Genomic DNA, 17544 nt, shown 5'->3' with positions numbered 1-17544 from the left:
TCAGCAGTACACCGCCACCATTTTGACCCAGTAGAGTGACAGTATACGGTATGGGAGAGCGTTCGTATGATCGGGACGCGACCGTATCAGCCGACGGAATCACTGTGTACCAGCTCTACACCGAAGATGAATTTGAGTCACCTGCGGTAGTTCTAAAGCTTGTCTCGATGCGGCCCGAGCGGACAAGTGTCCAACTCCGACTCCCGAATGTTGACGCTGACCGTATTGGATTCCATCCCGACTTCGAAGCTGAGTCCTGGACCATCGGTGAAGATTATCTGACCTTCGAAGCTGAAATCGACCCCGATACGACGCTCACGACGCTCTATTTGATACAGAATGGCGATGAAGCCACTGCGACACAAACTCTCGAAGGTTGTGAAATCACTGCCGTCACGCCGGTTGACTCCCTGCCAACCAACGCCGAAACCGACGACTCGCCGCCAGAAGAACAGGTGAGTGATGCTAGCGAGCCATCAGATACGTCTGATGCACTGTCTGCGAGCGGATTTGAGTCGACACACGATCAAGAAAACAAAGAGGCGGAAACGGCAGAGATTGGTACTAACCCGGATGATATTCTCGTTGACCCGGAAGATGAACTGTCAAATGAGACAGCTGACCCACTCATTGATGCTGAGGACGTTAGTGATTCTGTTGACTCTGACTCCGAAACTGAGACTGGGTCTGGCAACCACGAGGAGTCTGAACCGACTGACGACGATACAACAGACCTGACATCGACACTTGACGAAAGCTTGGTTGATGAGACAGTCGAACCCCAGTCGTCTGGGGATGAGCGTGATACAACCACTGAAATGACGGCATCGTCATATGAGGATGATAATATGACAACACAAGACTCAGACAATGCAGAGATGACTGCACACGAGCAAGACGAGACTGATGTATCGTCGGTTTCGACAGACGAACTGGTTGCGGAGCTACGCACACGTCTCGACGAGGGCGAGCTCTCGGAGCAACAGCGCCGCCAGCTCGGCACTGTCGACCCTGCAACCAGTGGCGGTAGCGGTGCCCATGATGCGCGGATTGCAAACCTCCAGTCTCGGATGAGCGATATCGAAGCGTTCAGCGCCTCGATGGAGGCTGTGCTCGAACAACACGGGGCACCTGCGGAAGTATTCGGGGAGTTCCAAGACCGACTTGACCGCGTCGAATCAGAGGTTGGGACGCTCAGTGACGATGTCGAAACGAACACAGAGTGGCAGGAAACGGTCGAACCGCGTCTGGGTTCCGTCGAACAAGAAGTCGACGACGTGAGTGAGGACGTGACCGCAATGGAAGAGACTGTCGACGACCTAGAAGCCGAGGTCAGCACGCTACAGAGCTGGCGGGAAAAAGTAACAGGTGCGTTGAAAATGTTCACGGATGACTGAGGACCGCGTTACGAGTGACAGTACAACTGAGCGATGACAGAACAGACACGACCAAACGGCGGGGACACGCTTGCCTGTCAAATAACACTCTACCGTCGGGAGTCCTATGTCGCGGTCAAGCTTATCATGAAAAACCTCCGGGAGGAAGCGATTACCGTCGATTACCAGCAAACTGTCCCTGACGCGCTCACAACAACCCACCTCAGTTTCACCTCGAATTACTTGGCTGATGGTTGGGTGTTTGAGGACTCACGCCTTCATTTTAGTACCGAAATCGGCGGAAGGGAGCAAATTGAAACAGTATACGGAATCAAGCGTGTGGATATCTCATCTCTTGTCGACTTTATTAGCTACGCAACTATCGTGGCAAAGCAAGATGGAAATACTGTCGAAACAGTCACTAGTATCGACCCAGATATCGAACGGACCAATGACGGCACTGAGAGAGCGTCGACTGACGACGAGACGACATCGGTGATGACGACCGAGAATACAGCCAACGCACCGCCGGAGACACAAGAGGCATCTGCCGTTGGCAGATCAATTCAAGAAACACAACACAGTGAACAAACTGCCGACCAGTCTCACTCAACAACCGGAGCCGACACGGAACGAACGTCGTCTACAGAAGCTCCGACCGACGACAGTACTGACACAGACGAAACTGTGCAGTGGGAAACACTCTCGACAGAATCCGAGAATGACGCTGATGAAACGGCAGAGACAACCGCAACTAACGAGCATGTTCCGTTCGCGTCGGCGGAGGAAACGAGTCCACAGCAAAGCGATGACGAAAAGCCTGCACTCCCTGCAAACCGGTCGGACTACATTCTTGAAGACGTCCGTGAGGAAATTGACTCACCAGCTGAATTCAATTGGATCGAAGTAGATAGCGAACCCGAAAAATCTGAAACGGCAGATAGCGACGGTATCATTGGGTGGGTTCGCTCGCGTCTTCCGTTGTGAGCTTACTCCTGGGACATCCAGGTACCTGCTTGTGGCTCCGTTGGGTCTGTCGGAACTTCGATGAGCGTTGGGGCATCGGTAGCAAGCGCGTCTGCAAGCGCGTCCGATATCTCGGCTGGCCGACTCGCTTGGATCGTTTCCAGTCCCATACCGTCAGCAATCGTCGCAAAATCAAGTGGTGCGTCGGCCCAGCTGTAGGCTTCTTTAGGGAGATCGAATGACCGACCCGCCTCCTCGCTGATAATGGCGTAATCGCTGTTATTGAACACGACAATCGTCACGGGAATTTTTTCGGCGGCAGCAGTATGTAGTTCATGAAGGCACATCATCAGCCCACCATCACCAGTCAGGACAACCACATCGTCGTCAGGATTGGCGAGTTGCGCGCCGAGACCTGAGGGAAGACCGGTCCCCATCGTTGCCCACGAGCCGGGGTTAACGTACGAACGGGGACCTGCTGCCTCGAAGACGTTGAGGCCCCATACACGGAACCCGCCGGCGTCAGCGGCGACCACTGTCTCGTCAGGTAACTCGTCACGAATGGCCCGGAGTGCTCGAACAGAGGTCAATGGTGGCTCGTCATCAAGCAGTGGCTCGATACGTTCTTCAGTTCCTGTACGCACAGCTTGTGCTCGCTCGACACCGCTTGCGTCAGGGATGTCCCGGCCTGAAAGCTGCTCTTCGAGCGCTTCGAGCGTGTCAGCAGCGTCAGCGATAATTCCAACCGTTGGGTCGTAACCTGTCCCGAGGTCGTCAGGCGAGAGGGTCACATGGATGATATCAGCGGGCATATCGATCGACCACGCGCGCGTGCCAACGGCGTCGAAGTCCGTTCCGACAGCGAGGAGCGTGTCAGCGTTGGCGAGACAGTCAAGCAACTCTGGACTGGCACTACCGGAGAGCGCACCGGCAACTCGGTCGTCAGCATCAGGGACTGCACCCTTACCCTTGTAGGTCGTTACGATGGGCGCATTTAATGTTTCGGCGATAGTCAGCACTTGGTCGCTTGCCCCGGACGCTCGGACACCACCGCCGGCAAGGATTACTGGCTCATCACTCGTCGCCAAGACCTCTGCCCCATCAGTGATATCCTCCATCGGCACATCTGTAATATGCTCTCTGGAGTACGTTGCTGGCTGAGAGAGTTTCCGGTCTTGTTTAAGGAAGTTTTTCGGAATGCCGACGCGGACCGGACCCTTTGGGGCTGTCATCGCGGTGTCGATAGCTTCCTGTAGATTGACAAGCGTGCTTTCGGGGCTATCGACGACTATGTTTTCTTTGACGACGTTATCGTAGGTATCAGGTGGTGTTTCGTGGATGCCGTCACCGCCACGGATTTCAGGGCTTGTCTCGACAGCGATATGGATGAGTGGTGTACAGTCGTTGAGTGCGTTTTTTAATCCGTTCATTGCGTTCATATCTCCAGGCCCGGGAATGACGACTGTAGCAGCGGGCCTGCCACTCGTTTCTGCGTAGCCCCATGCAGCATGGGAAACTGCCGTCTCGTGGCGCGCGACGATGAAATCAATATCCTCCCGATTACCGATTGCCTCATTTAGTGGTAGGGTTTGCTTCCCTGGGATTCCAAACAGTGTTTCGATACCATTCGTCGCAAGTTGCTCGATGACCGCTCGACCGACCTTCATATATACTGTCTCTTTGGAAGCAAGTATAAATAACGCGCATTCGATACCGCCGAGAAACCTGTGTCTTGGTATTATTTTATGAATATATCCTGTGTTTTATATGCTATGACGTGACAACTCGGTGGTAAGATGTGGACAAAAGCAGGAATTGGGATTCTTGTTGTTGTAGTTGGATTGGGAACCATCCTCGCCGGTGGGGTCGGCGCTGTCAGTAGCGTAGCCGAAAGTAGGCCCCTCGCTGATGCTGGTCTCGACCAGACAACAACAGAGGGGAGCACAGTCTACTTAGATGCGGGCGGTTCGACTGCGCCCGACGGACGTATCACTGAGTATAAGTGGCGTATTGAGACGCCCGCTGGTAAGACACTCCAGCCAAAGTGCTCGACATGTATCACAACCTCATTTGTAGCCAACACAACCGGTACGTACGAGGTAACAGTTTCAGTAACTGACAATACAAACCAGACAGACTCTGACACACTCCACGTTGAGGTCGAGGCCTACAAGCCTCCAGAACTGTCGGTCAGCGGTCCATCGGAGGTGGTCGTCGGCGAGACAGCGACGTACACCGCAGAAGCGACGGCGACCGAAGAACCACTCTCGTCGCTGTTGTGGCGACATGATGGCGCGCACCACGATGATGCATCATTCTCTGGGTCGCGGTCGATACATGAAGAGACGACACTCACGTTCACTGAGCCTGGTGTGTACCCGGTCAACGCGACGGTAGCCGACGAGTTAGGGTATCAGGCCAGCGACGGAATGACCGTCCGCGTTACCAAACCCAAGCCACACTTCACGGTCGATATCACCAACATTGATACGCCCGTTCCGGCAGGTGACTCCCTTACCGTAACCACCAATATCGAAAATGTCGGTGACGGCGCCGCCACACAAAATGTTTCGCTCATGCGCGATGGGACTCCAGTTAACAGTACGGTTGTATCACTAGCATCGGAGACAGAGGAGACCGTTGAGTTTCGGTGGAAAACCACGTCTGGTGATGTAGGAACACACGAATTCGTTGCTCGGACGGCCAACGACTCCGACAGTCAAGAGGCATCGGTTGAATCACTCGCCGGAGCGCAAGTTTGCTCGAAAAAAATAGACTGTGCATTCATGTTCAGCGAACTTGACGCTAATGTCTATGTTGATGGGGAGCAGATGAAAACCGAGATTGCTCTAGAGGCACCCGGTGATGTAAACCTCGAAAATATAGCTATTGCTCCAGAGGAACATAACGTGGAGTTTGTTGCTGAGGATGGAACAGTGTATGATGTCCGGGATGACGGGACTATCCCTGTAGGACCTAACCAAATTAACAACGGGCAAGTCAAGGTAGAGCTTGAACATTCGAAGGGAAAAACAGTGGGTCCTAGCTGGTACGGAGCAGAAAGGGGGCAAAAAAAGAAAGCAGAAGCTGAAATAAATAATCCAACTTTCACTCGCAACCGAAAAAAAATCACCACTCCAGGTATAAGTGAAGATACTGCTCTGAAGTCTCAAGATCACGTCTATAAGAAAAGCCCACACTCATTACGAAGTCTTGAGGTATCGGTTAATCGATCTTCCGGCAGGGCTTACTGAATTTATCCGTTAGTACTGCTCTGCATTCTTTAGGCGAGGGGAAGTCTTCAGCATCAATTCCGATACTCTGGTTTCCGTGGTCGTAGAAGTCAATGATGTGGATACTAGGATTCATCCCCTGATATTTATCAAAATACCCAGCTTTGTTTGCAAGGCGCTCTCGTGCTTCCCATCGAAGGACATGTCCAGTTTTGACATCTACATAGATGCGCGCCTGATTACGGGGCCCAAATACATAATCACTATCCGCCCATTCAGAATAGCCCCTCATACTAATATTAAAAATATGCACCTTTTCTCCTTTATTTTGTTTGGGAATTGAGTGGAATTGAATCGGTTCTGGAACTGTTGAATCGTTCAATTTCTGCGTGTCTACATATTTAAGCGAGATGCTTTCCATACCAATTAGGTTACCTCGAACTGGATCAAATGCTGGCTTGTATTTTGGATTGAATGCAAATCTTTTGGCATTCTCCCAATTCCCGTTCCAGTTACGAAGTTGAAGCTCGTTTTGGATGGAAGCAGTCTTCACCGGAGTGAACTTTTCACTCTTTATAACCCACAATAAATTAAGTTCACTCACCCAATCTCCGTTGTCGTATGTTCCTCCGCCGATAATCTGCTCTCTTTCTTCGACTAATCTAGAGGTGTTCTTCATTTCGAGCGTCTTGTCATTTACGTATGCATGATGAATATGTCTCCATTTCCACTTGAATTTCTGTGTCTGCTGGAAGTTTGGGAGTGTAAATACCTCAACCATGTCGGTCTGTCCAGGATCAAACGAAGACTCCACAGGTGGCATATCCTGCCACCCAATCTCTGTGATTCGGGCGGTATAATTCGTCCCTGGCTCCAGATTGCTAATCGTATGTTTTGAGCTACCGTTGAGCGCGAACGACTGCTGCTGCGTACCGGTCCCGTCATAGACAGTGACGGTCGCTCTCACCAACGCCTCCGACCGATTGTGGGCGTAAGTCTTTATTGCTACTTTGGTCGGATTCTCGATACTTGATGCGACAGCATCTTTTTCCCACTCGGGTGTGGGTGTCGATGTAGGCTTTGGATCTGGTGTCACCGTGGATACTTGCGTCGGTGTTACTACCGTCTGCTGTTCGGTAGCATTCCTTTCTGGCGTAGACTCGTGAGGGGTCTCTTGTTCTGTAACTCCTGACAGGCCTGCACAACCTGCCAGTACAACAATTCCGACGACCGCCAGCACACAACCGAAACGCCTCATATATTCGTAGAATATAACCAAAATCCTACAAAAACGTTTTCCTTCTCTCAGTTGCTCGTCGTTGTACTCGATTTCTTCAGCGCTGTGAAATTCGTCATCAGGTGTACGATATTCGAAACACACCTTCGAGTTTCGTATAATTTCGTCGGGCTTATTACGATGTACGGACTGTCACCGGTAATGACAGAGGGAGAAGACCGGACAATTCTGCTCATCGGGAGTGGCCCGATACAGATAGGACAGGCGGCAGAGTTCGACTATTCAGGGGCACAGGCCTGCCGGGCACTCCAAGAGGAGGGCGCGCGCGTCGTGTTGGTCAACTCCAACCCGGCAACGATTATGACCGATCCGGATATGGCAGACGAGGTATACATTGAGCCAATCAACACCGAGGCTATTACCGAGATCATCCGGAAAGAACAGCCTGATGGTGTCATCGCTGGTCTGGGAGGTCAGACTGGGTTGAACGTCACCGCTGAACTCGCCGAGGAAGGGGTTCTCGACGAGTACGATGTTGACGTTATGGGCACACCGTTGGATACGATTTACGCGACCGAAGACCGCGACGAGTTCCGCCAACGAATGGAGGCTATCGACGAGCCGGTGCCAGCGTCGGTGACAATCGAATCCATGGCTGAAGTCGAAGAAGCCGTCGAGGCTGTGGGCGGACTGCCGGTTATCATGCGCACAACGTACACGCTCGGCGGTGCCGGTTCGGGCGTCATCGGCGATATGGACGAACTCAAGGATGCAGTTCGCAAGGGACTCAGTCTCTCACGGGACAATCGCGTGATGATTACGGAATCTATCGATGGCTGGATTGAACTCGAATACGAAGTGATGCGCGACGCTGACGACTCCTGCATTATTATCTGCAACATGGAGAATATCGACCCCATGGGTATTCACACTGGGGAATCAGTTGTCGTCACGCCATCTCAAGTTATCCCAGACGAAGGCCATCAAGAGATGCGCGATACAGCCCTGAAAGTCATCCGTGAACTCGGCATTCAAGGCGGTTGTAACATCCAGTTCGCTTGGCATGATGACGGTACGCCAGGTGGTGAGTACCGCGTTGTCGAGGTCAACCCCCGTGTCTCCCGGTCTTCAGCACTTGCCTCGAAAGCAACTGGGTACCCAATCGCCCGTGTGACCGCCAAGGTTGCACTTGGCAAGCGCCTCCACGAAATCAAAAACGAGATTACTGGCGAGACGACCGCTGCTTTCGAACCGGCTATCGACTACATCGTGACAAAAGTGCCTCGATGGCCCAAAGACAAGTTCCCTGACGTTGACTTCGAACTTGGGCCAGCGATGAAGTCAACCGGTGAGGCGATGGCTATCGGTCGGACGTTTGAGGAATCGCTGCTCAAGGCGCTGCGCTCTTCGGAGTACGACCCTGCTGCGGACTGGAGTGAGGTCTCGGACGAGGAACTAGAAACGGAATTCCTCACGTCGCCGACACCAGATCGCCCTTACGCAATGTTTGAAGCGTTCGAACGGGACTTCTCTGTTGACGAGGTTGTTGAACTGACCGAAATCAGAGAGTGGTACGTCGAGCGTTACAAACGAATTGCAGAGGCCGCTGGTGCTCCAGCCGACGGCGACTTTGAGTCAGCGGCGAACGTTGGATTCACTGACCATGAAATAACTGCCCTTGCTGGTGGGGAATTCAACGATACACACGCATCTTGGTTACCGGATTCTCTGCTTGACAAACGAGGAACTGTCGAGGGGAACCCTGCTCCTGACGGCGGTGAGCAACACTCATCAGAACCGCGGTCTGACGGCGGGACTGTCGCCACTGTTGATAGCGTCGAAGAGAAGACTGTTGACCGCGATTTCAAACTGGTTGACACTTGTGCCGGTGAGTTTGCTGCATCGACACCGTACTACTACTCGGCGCGTGACCCTGTTTCGGAGCTTAGCCGGGATGAACTCATGGTTGACCGTGACATCGAAAGCGTTGTGGTTGTCGGCGGTGGCCCCATCAGAATTGGACAAGGGGTTGAGTTCGACTACTGCTCAGTACACGCTATCCGCGCGCTCCGTGAGATGGGTATCGACGCTCACGTCGTCAACAACAACCCTGAAACCGTCTCGACGGACTACGACACCTCTGACGGGCTTTTCTTCGAGCCAATTACCGCGGAGGAAGTCGCAGATGTTATCGAGTCAACGAATGCGGATGGCGTAATGGTTCAGTTCGGCGGGCAGACCAGTGTCGATATTGGTCACCCCCTAGAACAGGAACTCGACCGCCGCGGTCTCGACTGCGAGATACTCGGGACATCAGTCGACGCAATGGACCTTGCAGAGGACCGGGACCGCTTCAACAAGCTGATGGGTAACCTTGGCATTGCTCAGGCCGACGGCGCGACTGCGACCAGCAGAGAAGAAGCGCTTGACCTCGCTCATGATATTGGGTATCCCGTGTTGGTCCGTCCGTCGTATGTGCTCGGTGGCCGAGCAATGGAGGTCGTTTACAATGATGAAGACCTCGAAACGTACATTGAGGAGGCCGTTCGTGTCTCCCCCGAGAAGCCAATCCTTATTGACGAGTTCCTCTCCGACGCAGTCGAACTTGACGTAGACGCTGTGTCCGACGGCGAGAACGTCCTCATCGGTGGCGTAATGGAACACGTCGAGACTGCTGGCGTTCACTCTGGCGACTCGGCCTGTATGATCCCACCTCGTTCGCTTGGTCGAGATGTCAATCGTCGCGTCCGCGAAGTCGTCGAAGATATTGCAGAGGCACTCGATACGGTCGGTCTGTTGAACGTCCAACTCGCGGTCAGGGACGGCGAGGTGTACGTCCTCGAAGCGAATCCACGTTCATCCCGGACTGTCCCATTCGTTTCGAAGGCAACCGGCGTTCCAATTGCGAAAATCGCTGCAAAAGTCATGGCCGGCGAGTCGCTCGACGACCTCGATTACGAAGAACAGATTCCAGACGAAGTCAGTGTCAAAGATGTCGTGTTGCCGTTTGACCGCCTCCCTGGCAGCGACCCTCGGCTCGGTCCGGAGATGAAATCGACCGGGGAAGTGATGGGCACCGCACAAACGTTTGGCAAGGCCTACGAGAAAGCACAGATGTCACGCGGTCGGCCAATCCCCAAGGAAGGGACTGCGCTCGTAGATTTGCCGGTCGTTGGCTACACCGAGTTCTTTGATGCTGTCGACTTTAGCGACTTTGAGGATGACGACGACCTCGAGAACGCGCTTCGCTCTGGTGAGATTGACTTCGTCTTGACACGTGACCGCGATGTGCTCGAAATTTGTGTTGAGGAAGACACACCGTACTTCTCGACAATCGAGAGTGCACAGGCAGGGCTAGAGGCGATTCGGCACTCTGAGGAGCCAATCGATGTTGAACCGATTGATGAGCGACCCAAACTTCAGGAGTACTGGGGCCAGCCAAAGAATCGTGAAGACCTCCGCACGCAGATTGAGGCGTTGCGAAGCGTTGCCGATGCCGGCTACTTGGATGCACTCTCTGACGAAGGCGGTGACCTCGCAGAGTTCGGTGACGCGCTAGATACCGTCGTCGACACGATTGATAACTCCGTGTTACTCATGGAGGCAAGCGCTGATGAGGGTGGACATCTTGATGAGGTCGAGACGCGCCTCACCAATCACGGGTACGACACGCGGCAGGCGACTGGCCTCCCGGATGTTGAAGGCCGGCCCGCTGAGGAAAAACGCGCTATCTACATGATGCTCTCGAAGTTCTCGGTCCTTGTCGACTACGACTCCTCACGTCGCCTCACAGAGTACGAGACTGCCAAGGCACACAACAATGTGCTGGCATACCTCGTTCCAGCCGACAATGAGCGCCAGACGACGCATATGATTGGCGGCCACGAAGACGGAAACTCGTCTCACATTCGCAAGTTCGAGTTCGACGAAGAGCCGACCGAGGTACTTGATGAAGCTATCAGCTGGGCCGAATCGGTTATCGAACGTCGAAGAGAGTCGACGCGCGACCGTCTTCCCTGGAGCCGGTAACTGTCCGTTTTTCGCCTGCTCCCTGACTAGTTTGGCATATGACTATTATACTGGGGTGTTTAGGTGTAACATACAGAGTGTCTCCTCTCGATACTGGCCACGTTTGCCAACTCGTGGACCCTTGAGGGATATCCTGCTCACATGATTTCACCGGATACGTATTTCCAGTTTCACCTCCTGTTTACCCTCCCAATTATAGCCCTGTTACTTGTTGTTTCGTGGCGACGCGGAACCCACCTCGCAACACGGAAAAGAGTCGCTGGGCTTGCTGTTATCCTTATACTCGCTGTCGGATACACGACTCCCTGGGATAATCTTCTTATTGAGGCGGATGTCTGGTGGTACGGCGAAGACGTTGTCTGGGCGACTATCTGGGCTGCACCGGTCGGCGAGTACCTGTTTTTTGTGATACAACCAATCGCCACAGTCCTCGTTCTCTGTCTGCTATCGGTGCCGACCGATACTGACCTCAGTGTCGCCCTCTGGGACCGTTTCGTTGGGCTGGCCGCTGGCTTCGGGCTGTGTATTCTCGGAATCGCTCTACTGCTTTCAGGGAGCTCATGGCTTTATCTCGGCTCAATGCTGGCTTGGGGTGGCCCTGTGTTGGCAATCCAGTGGGCGTTTGGCTGGCCACACCTCTGGCGCGCCCGTCGGCCTGTCAGTATCGCCATCGCGCTCCCAACGCTATATTTCTGGGTAATCGATTGGTTTGCGATTTCCGCTGGTCTCTGGACGATTTCGACAACTCACACTGTCGGAATTGCACCGTTTGGCTTTCCCGTTGAGGAAGCGATTTTTTTCCTCCTCACAAATATCTTTGTCGTGCAGGGATACGTCCTCTTTCTCTGGCTTGTAGCACAGTGGTCGACCGTGACACCGATAGCCGCGCTCACTCCTCTTCGTGGATTGGTCGCTGCTGAAGACAGTAACTGATGACCGGGCACACTGAGAACGTACGACGGCAACTCATCAGGGTAACCATTGTGCCCGGCTGGGTCATCCTCGTTGCTGTTACCTTACTTTTTGCTGCCGGCCTCACACTCCCGCTTGAATACCAGTTCGTCCCACTCGTGGCCAGCGTTGCGCTGCTTGGCCTACCCCATGGTGCAGTTGACCATCTCGCTCCGACCCGCGTTCGTGGCCGGACGGCGACTGGCCGTTCATTTGTTGCCGTTGGCGCTCTTTATGCTGTCGTCGGTGGACTCTACGCTGTTATCTGGTTCGTTGTGCCTATCGTTGGTTTTGTGAGCTTTATTATGGTCACGTGGCTCCACTGGGGGCAGGGTGAGGTACACTCTCTTTTGGCGCTGCTTGGGCTTGAGCATCTTGGGACGCCGTCCCAGCGAGCGCTGACTGGCCTCGCCCGAGGAACGCTACCGATGCTTGTCCCGCTTGTAGCCTTTCCCGACCAGTATCAGTTGATTGCCAAGACCCTAGTCGGCCTGTTCGCTGCATCGACACTCGGTCCGATAGATATCGTTTTTAGCCCGACCGGGCGATTCGTCGTGGGACTGTTGGTGACAACGTTACTTATCGCCTCGCTTGCAGTCGGGTACCATCGCGCTACGCGCCGACGCGACTGGATTGTCGATGTGGCGGAGGTGTGTTTGCTTGTTGGCTTTTTTGCGCTCGTTCCGCCAATACTCGCTGTGGGGCTTTACTTTACATGCTGGCATTCACTCCGGCATATTGGTCGTCTACTCGCTATCGACCCGGGTGCCCGCCGGGCGCTCAACGCCAGACAGTATGGTACGGCACTAGCTCGATTTGGGCGGGACGCCGCCCCACTAACAGCCATATCGTTGGCCTTTCTCGGTATTTTCTACTGGTTCGTCCCCGTCTCACCCGGAACACTTTCGGAGTGGGTCGGTCTGTATCTTGTCCTTATCGCCGCGCTGACAGTGCCACACGTGGTCGTGGTGACGTGGCTCGACTACGAGCAGGACGTCTGGACTGCCCAGCCAGTACAACTCACCGAGTGATTTCCCTCTAATCAAAACCGGTGAGATTTCGGCTTGCCATCGCTGTAACTCAGGCTGGGACGGTGCGTTTTAGTAGTCTCCGACCGTCAGCCGAGACATGCGACTTATCGTCGGCGTCGATGCGAGCGAGCGCGCGATGGCGGGACTTGAGGAAGTCGTCTCCCGTGCAAGACAAGCCGGTGACGCTATCACCGTCGCAGTCTACGACAGTTCGGGCTCACTCGCTGGTGCAGAGGCGACCGTCAGAGAACGCCTCGATACCCTCGATTTCGACGCGACAGTCGAGACGCTTGAAGATAACCCGGGCAGTCAGCTCGTCGAACTCTCCGAGTCGGATGGGTATGACCGTATCGTGCTTGCCGGAGGACAGACTAGTCCGCTTGGCAAGATACAGTTCGACCCCGTTATCGAGTTCGTCCTGCTAAACGCCCACACGACAGTAACACTGATACGATGACAGTACGATTCCCAGATGACTCAGTCGATGGCTTTCCCGCGCCGCCACGAACGGCCACTGACCGGGAAAGCCGAGACATTAGGTACCGCCAAGCGAAACACGAAGATAGGGATGCCCTCACCGCAATGTATCTCGACTTTGACCCAGAAGACCGTGCACAGGGCATCCCTCCTGGCGACGAGTCGGGAATCAACGAATGGCTCGACGTTGTTATGGACGAAGACGCGTTGAATACCGTTGCTAGACACGACGACTCGGCGGTCGGCCACGTAATGTTGGTCCCTGATCGCGACGGAGCCTCCGAACTCGCTATTTTTGTCCTCCAGGGGTATCAGGGTGCACATATCGGGACCGAACTTGTCAGAACGGCGCTCGGTCTAGCACAACGGGAAGGCCTCGAGTGCATCTGGCTTACCGTTGAACGCTGGAACCGTTCGGCTATTGCACTCTATGAGAAAATTGGCTTCGAACGAACCGGCGACGACAGCTTCGAACTGGAGATGTCACTCAGACTCGCCACACCAGAGTAACTACTGTAACGGCAAATCCACACCGGTTTTAGAGAGACTCAGACCGAGAGCACCGGCTGACTGGCGTACTCGAGGACATGGAGAGCAGCCTTACCGACAACCTTGTCGGGGTCCCCACTCGGTGTCTCACGGGGGACGACAAGAAAGTCTGCGCTGAGTTCTTCGGCGACGTCGAGGACGATGTTTCCGGGTGTCTGTCCGAGTTTCGTCGTCGAATAGCCTGTCGCTCCAGAGAACGAGAGCGGTATACTGTCGGCCAACATCTCACGGATGGCCGAACTCAGGGCCTGTTGTTCGCCTGCAACCGTCTCCGGTGAGAGGTCTCCTGTCTGAATACCTCGCATTACCCGGTTGTCGACGAAATGCAGGAGGTGAAGCTCTGCCTCGTATTGCTCGGCGAGAGCAGCTGCTGACTCCGCAGCTTCTTGGGATTCATCGCTGCCGTCGACCGCCACGAGGACAAGGTCGATGTCGAGCGCCATCGCTTGCTACTCCTAGGCGCTCAACAAAAAACCCGCCGGTCCGACAGGAGGAATCACGCGGCTTTTTTATCGTTCCCCGGTTAGCTCGTAGTATGTTCGAAACGGTCGTCATCGCGACGGACGGGTCCGAAAGCACAAAGCGCGGTATCCGAACCGCACTTGATGTCGCTTCCCGGTTCGACGCGACCGTTCACGCAGTGTACGTCATCGATGAAAACGAGATTGCTGCCTCACCCGAAGAAGTCCGCGACCAGTTACACGATGCTATCGAGTCGACTGGTGAGGATGCGTTAGCCACGGTTCGTGACGAGGCTGCCCAACAAGGGGATATGGAAGTTGTCACCGCTGTCAGAGAGGGAAGCCCTGCAAGCGAGCTTATCGAGTATGGTGAGGCGGTTGGAGCTGATGTTATCGCCATGGGGACTCGTGGCCGTCACGGCGAGCATGCCTACCTGCTCGGAAGCGTCGCCGAGGCTGTTGTCCGGCGGTCGCCTATCCCCGTATTGACTGTCCGCCAACTGGAGTAATCTTTGTTAGCTGGCCGATAACTGAACAAAAGCGAGGAGTTCTTTGCTATTGGCCATAACGGCAAGGTATGCAAGACTGGCTTATCGAGGACGAACAACTCTCTATTGGTCGAAAATCTGTGCTCCCCGGAGCGGGCTTTTTTTATCCTGATTCGCTGGAAGAACAGGAAGCTGAACGCGAAGCCGAAGAAACGCTTACCGGCAGCGATGTGGTTGTAGTTGCAGACCCAGATGCTGACGGACTTGCCTGCACTGCACTGGTCCGTCTGGTCCACGGTGAGGGTGCGTTGCTCCCGGCGGGACCACACGAACTCGAAGAAGCGCTTGAATGGGTCGCCGAGTACGCTAACCCTGAGGCGACGGTCTACGTCTGTGACCTCTGTCCCGACAGCGAGAGTGATATCGACGCGCTTCCGGATGCTGTCTCACGACTTGCGTCGTTCTCGTGGTACGACCACCACCAGTGGGATGACGACCTGGCAACACAGGTCAGGGAGACAGGCGTCGACCTGACTGTCGGTGAGTCAGACGAAGTCTGTACCGCAGATGTCGCTCTCAACGAACTGGACCACACGTTCGATGACCGCTTTGAGGAACTCGCTGCGGTGACTCGTGACCATGACCTCTGGATACGCGACGACGAACGCTCGGACGACCTCGCTGATTACGCCTACTGGACTGACCCCGAAGAGTACGTCGAGACGGTTCTTGAACACGGTGTGGATTTCCCTGCTGAAGTTGACGAGTTCCTCGCCGAGCAACGCATCGAGAAAGAAGCCCTTATCGAGAAAGCAATCGAGCGCGCCGAGATGCGCGAGGCCGGTCCTTGGACTATCGGTGTCACGTACGGACGGTGCTCACAGAACGAGGTTGCCGAGGCACTTCGCGAGCAAGGGTCCGATGCCGCGGTTATCGTCAAACCAGCTGGCTCTGCCTCGATTCGTGGGACAGAGACATTCGAACGCTGTCACGAGGTAGCCGCACAGGTCAACGGTGGTGGTCATCCAAAAGCGGCAGGCTGTAAGCCCGATATCTATGATGACATGCTCGATTACGCTCACCACTGGACGACACAGGGCGCAGTTGCCAAACAGGCTATCATTGGTGCATTTCAGCGCCTTGCGGACGACACCGAGACTGAATCCGATAACGCAAGCGACGAGTAAGCGGATCCGACAGCGAAATCGAAAAGTTCTCAAATACCACTCATCGATTTACTGCTATGACACAATACAGCACTACCAACTACGCCAAGCTGGCAAAGAGTGGGTTCTTTTTAGGAATTGCACTGTTTGTTTCTGGCGCACTCGGAGGCATTATTGCACCAGGGCTCCAGACACCGGTGCCTGGGTGGGAACACACCCTTTTTCTCTACGCTGAAATAATCGGGACAGTCGTCGGGTTCTTCTCGCCGCTGGTTTTTGGCGTTGTTCTCCCACTGGTAGACTGACCGCCAGCTATGCCGACTCGACGTGCTCGGTCAGCGCGTCGATAGTCGGCGTCAACATGTCAGGTAACCCCTTTTTATCACCAGAGTCTGGTACCCATTCGCCTGGGTTGAGATAGTCGCCTATCTTGTGGACTGTCGCGGCGTCGACGCCGCGATACTGACAAACTGCCCAAATTGCTGCAGATTCCATACACAGCGAAACGACGCCATCGTTCTGGTACTGCTCGATTTCGGGCACGGTTTCCCGATACATCGCGCTTGTCGTCCACGTCCGTCCACGCGGCGTCTCGAACCCGGCGGCCGACAACGCTGTCTCCAGTTCGTCTACCAGTGGCTCCGTCGCCACGACCCCCTCTTCAGCAGGCACGTAATGATACGAGACACCTTCGTCGCGGATTGTTTCGGTCGGTAGAATCGCTGCATGTGGCGATATCTCTGTCTGGAGACAGGCACAGCCACCGAGCATCACAACCGCACCTGCACCTGCAGCGATAACGTTTTCGACAATCATCGCAGTGACTGGCGCACCGACGCCTGATTCGTGGACTGGAACGTATCCGACGGCATCCGAGAGGAGATAACACTGCTGTGACCGGACAATGTCGACAACTCCGCTGGCACGGTCACGAACCTCCGCGGTCAACGCTTCTTGATAGCCAAGAATGACCGTAGGCGGTACATCTGGGACTCCTTGTCCTTGCACGTCCATTGCATCTATCGGCGAAAACAACGCATCTGCAGTGTACTTGTCGTCGTAGTTTGGGATTTTGTGTTGGTCTGGCATTTGCAACGCAGTTGCTCGGCACTGTGATATTTTCTCCGGAGTCGCACTGTCGCGTGGTCGCTTACTGCTCGCTGGCAACCCACTTATCAGAGTAGCGCTCACCGCAGTCGCAAGCGACGTAGGCGTGAATAACGTCACCGTCCGCATAGAGGCCGCCGACCTCCTCGTTTTGCTCTTCTGCGAACGAAAAGATGAATTTCGGCTCGTGGTCACCGTCCGGACAGATGCCGCCGGCACAGTCCTCAGTCACGTCGCCGTCGGTTGCCATCGCATCCTGTGCGAGTGCCATCGGGTCGATACCTGTTGCGCTCTGAAACACTGATCTGGCTTGGTCGCCGTCCATCAGCAAGACGATTCCACCGTCAACACGTTCGCCGTGTGCTTCGAGTGCCTCAGGATTCGAGACAGCGCTGGTGTCAATGTAGACGTGGACATCATCTGGCCGCTTGCCAGCCAGAAACGCCTCTCGTTTTGCGTTCATGGCACGCATT

At 54.6% G+C, this 17544-nt stretch carries 16 protein-coding genes; 11 read left to right on the top strand and 5 right to left on the bottom strand.

Annotated elements, in window-relative coordinates:
* Positions 1 to 50 precede the first annotated feature (50 nt).
* Both N5098_RS11750 and N5098_RS11745 read left to right on the top strand, forming a co-directional pair.
* Positions 51 to 1397 carry a hypothetical protein gene (locus N5098_RS11750; RefSeq protein ID WP_267638060.1) on the top strand — a complete coding sequence of 449 codons (1347 nt, stop codon included), beginning with the start codon at positions 51 to 53 and terminating at the stop codon, positions 1395 to 1397.
* A 33-nt stretch (positions 1398 to 1430) separates the two neighbouring features.
* Positions 1431 to 2363, top strand: a complete 933-nt coding sequence (locus N5098_RS11745) for a hypothetical protein (protein ID WP_267638059.1) — start codon at positions 1431 to 1433, stop codon at positions 2361 to 2363.
* A gap of 2 nt (positions 2364 to 2365) precedes the next feature.
* Here the strand turns inward: N5098_RS11745 and N5098_RS11740 are convergent, their stop codons facing one another.
* The gene (locus N5098_RS11740; protein WP_267638058.1) at positions 2366 to 4009 is read right to left on the bottom strand and encodes a thiamine pyrophosphate-binding protein; all 1644 of its coding nucleotides are present in this window, start codon (positions 4007 to 4009) and stop codon (positions 2366 to 2368) included.
* Positions 4010 to 4138: 129 nt separating this feature from the next.
* On the opposite strand from N5098_RS11740, the gene N5098_RS11735 reads away from it, so the two are divergent.
* Positions 4139 to 5596: a PKD domain-containing protein gene (locus N5098_RS11735; protein ID WP_267638057.1), complete on the top strand. Its 1458-nt coding sequence runs from the start codon at positions 4139 to 4141 to the stop codon at positions 5594 to 5596.
* On the opposite strand, the gene N5098_RS11730 is transcribed toward N5098_RS11735, so the two are convergent.
* Positions 5568 to 6833, bottom strand: coding sequence for a hypothetical protein (locus N5098_RS11730; RefSeq protein ID WP_267638056.1), 1266 nt, complete (start codon positions 6831 to 6833; stop codon positions 5568 to 5570). The genes N5098_RS11735 and N5098_RS11730 overlap by 29 nt on opposite strands.
* A 180-nt stretch (positions 6834 to 7013) precedes the next feature.
* On the opposite strand from N5098_RS11730, the gene carB reads away from it, so the two are divergent.
* From carB to N5098_RS11705, 5 genes are all read left to right on the top strand, one after another.
* On the top strand, positions 7014 to 10841 hold the full coding sequence (carB, locus tag N5098_RS11725) for a carbamoyl-phosphate synthase large subunit (RefSeq protein WP_382231009.1): 3828 nt from the start codon (positions 7014 to 7016) through the stop codon (positions 10839 to 10841).
* Between the two features lie 141 nt (positions 10842 to 10982).
* Positions 10983 to 11774, top strand: a complete 792-nt coding sequence (locus N5098_RS11720) for a lycopene cyclase domain-containing protein (RefSeq protein ID WP_267638055.1) — start codon at positions 10983 to 10985, stop codon at positions 11772 to 11774.
* Positions 11774 to 12823: a Brp/Blh family beta-carotene 15,15'-dioxygenase gene (locus N5098_RS11715; protein WP_267638054.1), complete on the top strand. Its 1050-nt coding sequence runs from the start codon at positions 11774 to 11776 to the stop codon at positions 12821 to 12823. The genes N5098_RS11720 and N5098_RS11715 overlap by 1 nt, the downstream gene beginning before the upstream one ends.
* Positions 12824 to 12920: 97 nt before the next feature.
* On the top strand, positions 12921 to 13280 hold the full coding sequence (locus tag N5098_RS11710; RefSeq protein ID WP_267638053.1) for a universal stress protein: 360 nt from the start codon (positions 12921 to 12923) through the stop codon (positions 13278 to 13280).
* Complete coding sequence (locus tag N5098_RS11705) at positions 13277 to 13810, top strand: GNAT family N-acetyltransferase (protein WP_267638052.1); 534 nt, start codon at positions 13277 to 13279, stop codon at positions 13808 to 13810. Before N5098_RS11710 ends, N5098_RS11705 begins: the two co-directional genes overlap by 4 nt.
* Before the next feature lie 38 nt (positions 13811 to 13848).
* Here the strand turns inward: N5098_RS11705 and N5098_RS11700 are convergent, their stop codons facing one another.
* Positions 13849 to 14292, bottom strand: a complete 444-nt coding sequence (locus N5098_RS11700) for a universal stress protein (RefSeq protein ID WP_267638051.1) — start codon at positions 14290 to 14292, stop codon at positions 13849 to 13851.
* A 92-nt stretch (positions 14293 to 14384) separates the two neighbouring features.
* Here N5098_RS11700 and N5098_RS11695 point away from each other — a divergent pair, with 92 nt between their 5' ends.
* The 3 genes from N5098_RS11695 (at position 14385) to N5098_RS11685 (ending at position 16269) form a co-directional block, all read left to right on the top strand.
* Positions 14385 to 14819: a universal stress protein gene (locus N5098_RS11695; RefSeq protein ID WP_267638050.1), complete on the top strand. Its 435-nt coding sequence runs from the start codon at positions 14385 to 14387 to the stop codon at positions 14817 to 14819.
* A gap of 68 nt (positions 14820 to 14887) precedes the next feature.
* Positions 14888 to 15985 (top strand): DHH family phosphoesterase, encoded by a 1098-nt coding sequence (locus N5098_RS11690; RefSeq protein WP_267638049.1) that lies wholly within the window; start codon positions 14888 to 14890, stop codon positions 15983 to 15985.
* 56 nt (positions 15986 to 16041) lie between these two features.
* Positions 16042 to 16269, top strand: a complete 228-nt coding sequence (locus N5098_RS11685) for a DUF7860 family protein (RefSeq protein ID WP_267638048.1) — start codon at positions 16042 to 16044, stop codon at positions 16267 to 16269.
* Positions 16270 to 16276: 7 nt separating this feature from the next.
* Here the strand turns inward: N5098_RS11685 and N5098_RS11680 are convergent, their stop codons facing one another.
* Positions 16277 to 17053, bottom strand: a complete 777-nt coding sequence (locus tag N5098_RS11680) for a nucleoside phosphorylase (protein WP_267638047.1) — start codon at positions 17051 to 17053, stop codon at positions 16277 to 16279.
* A 61-nt stretch (positions 17054 to 17114) separates the two neighbouring features.
* Positions 17115 to 17534: a DUF5807 family protein gene (locus tag N5098_RS11675; RefSeq protein ID WP_267638046.1), complete on the bottom strand. Its 420-nt coding sequence runs from the start codon at positions 17532 to 17534 to the stop codon at positions 17115 to 17117.
* Positions 17535 to 17544 lie beyond the last annotated feature (10 nt).

Source organism: Halovenus rubra, from assembly GCF_026586665.1.
Taxonomy (GTDB): domain Archaea; phylum Halobacteriota; class Halobacteria; order Halobacteriales; family Haloarculaceae; genus Halovenus; species Halovenus rubra.
This window is presented reverse-complemented; position numbering and strand designations above follow the sequence as displayed.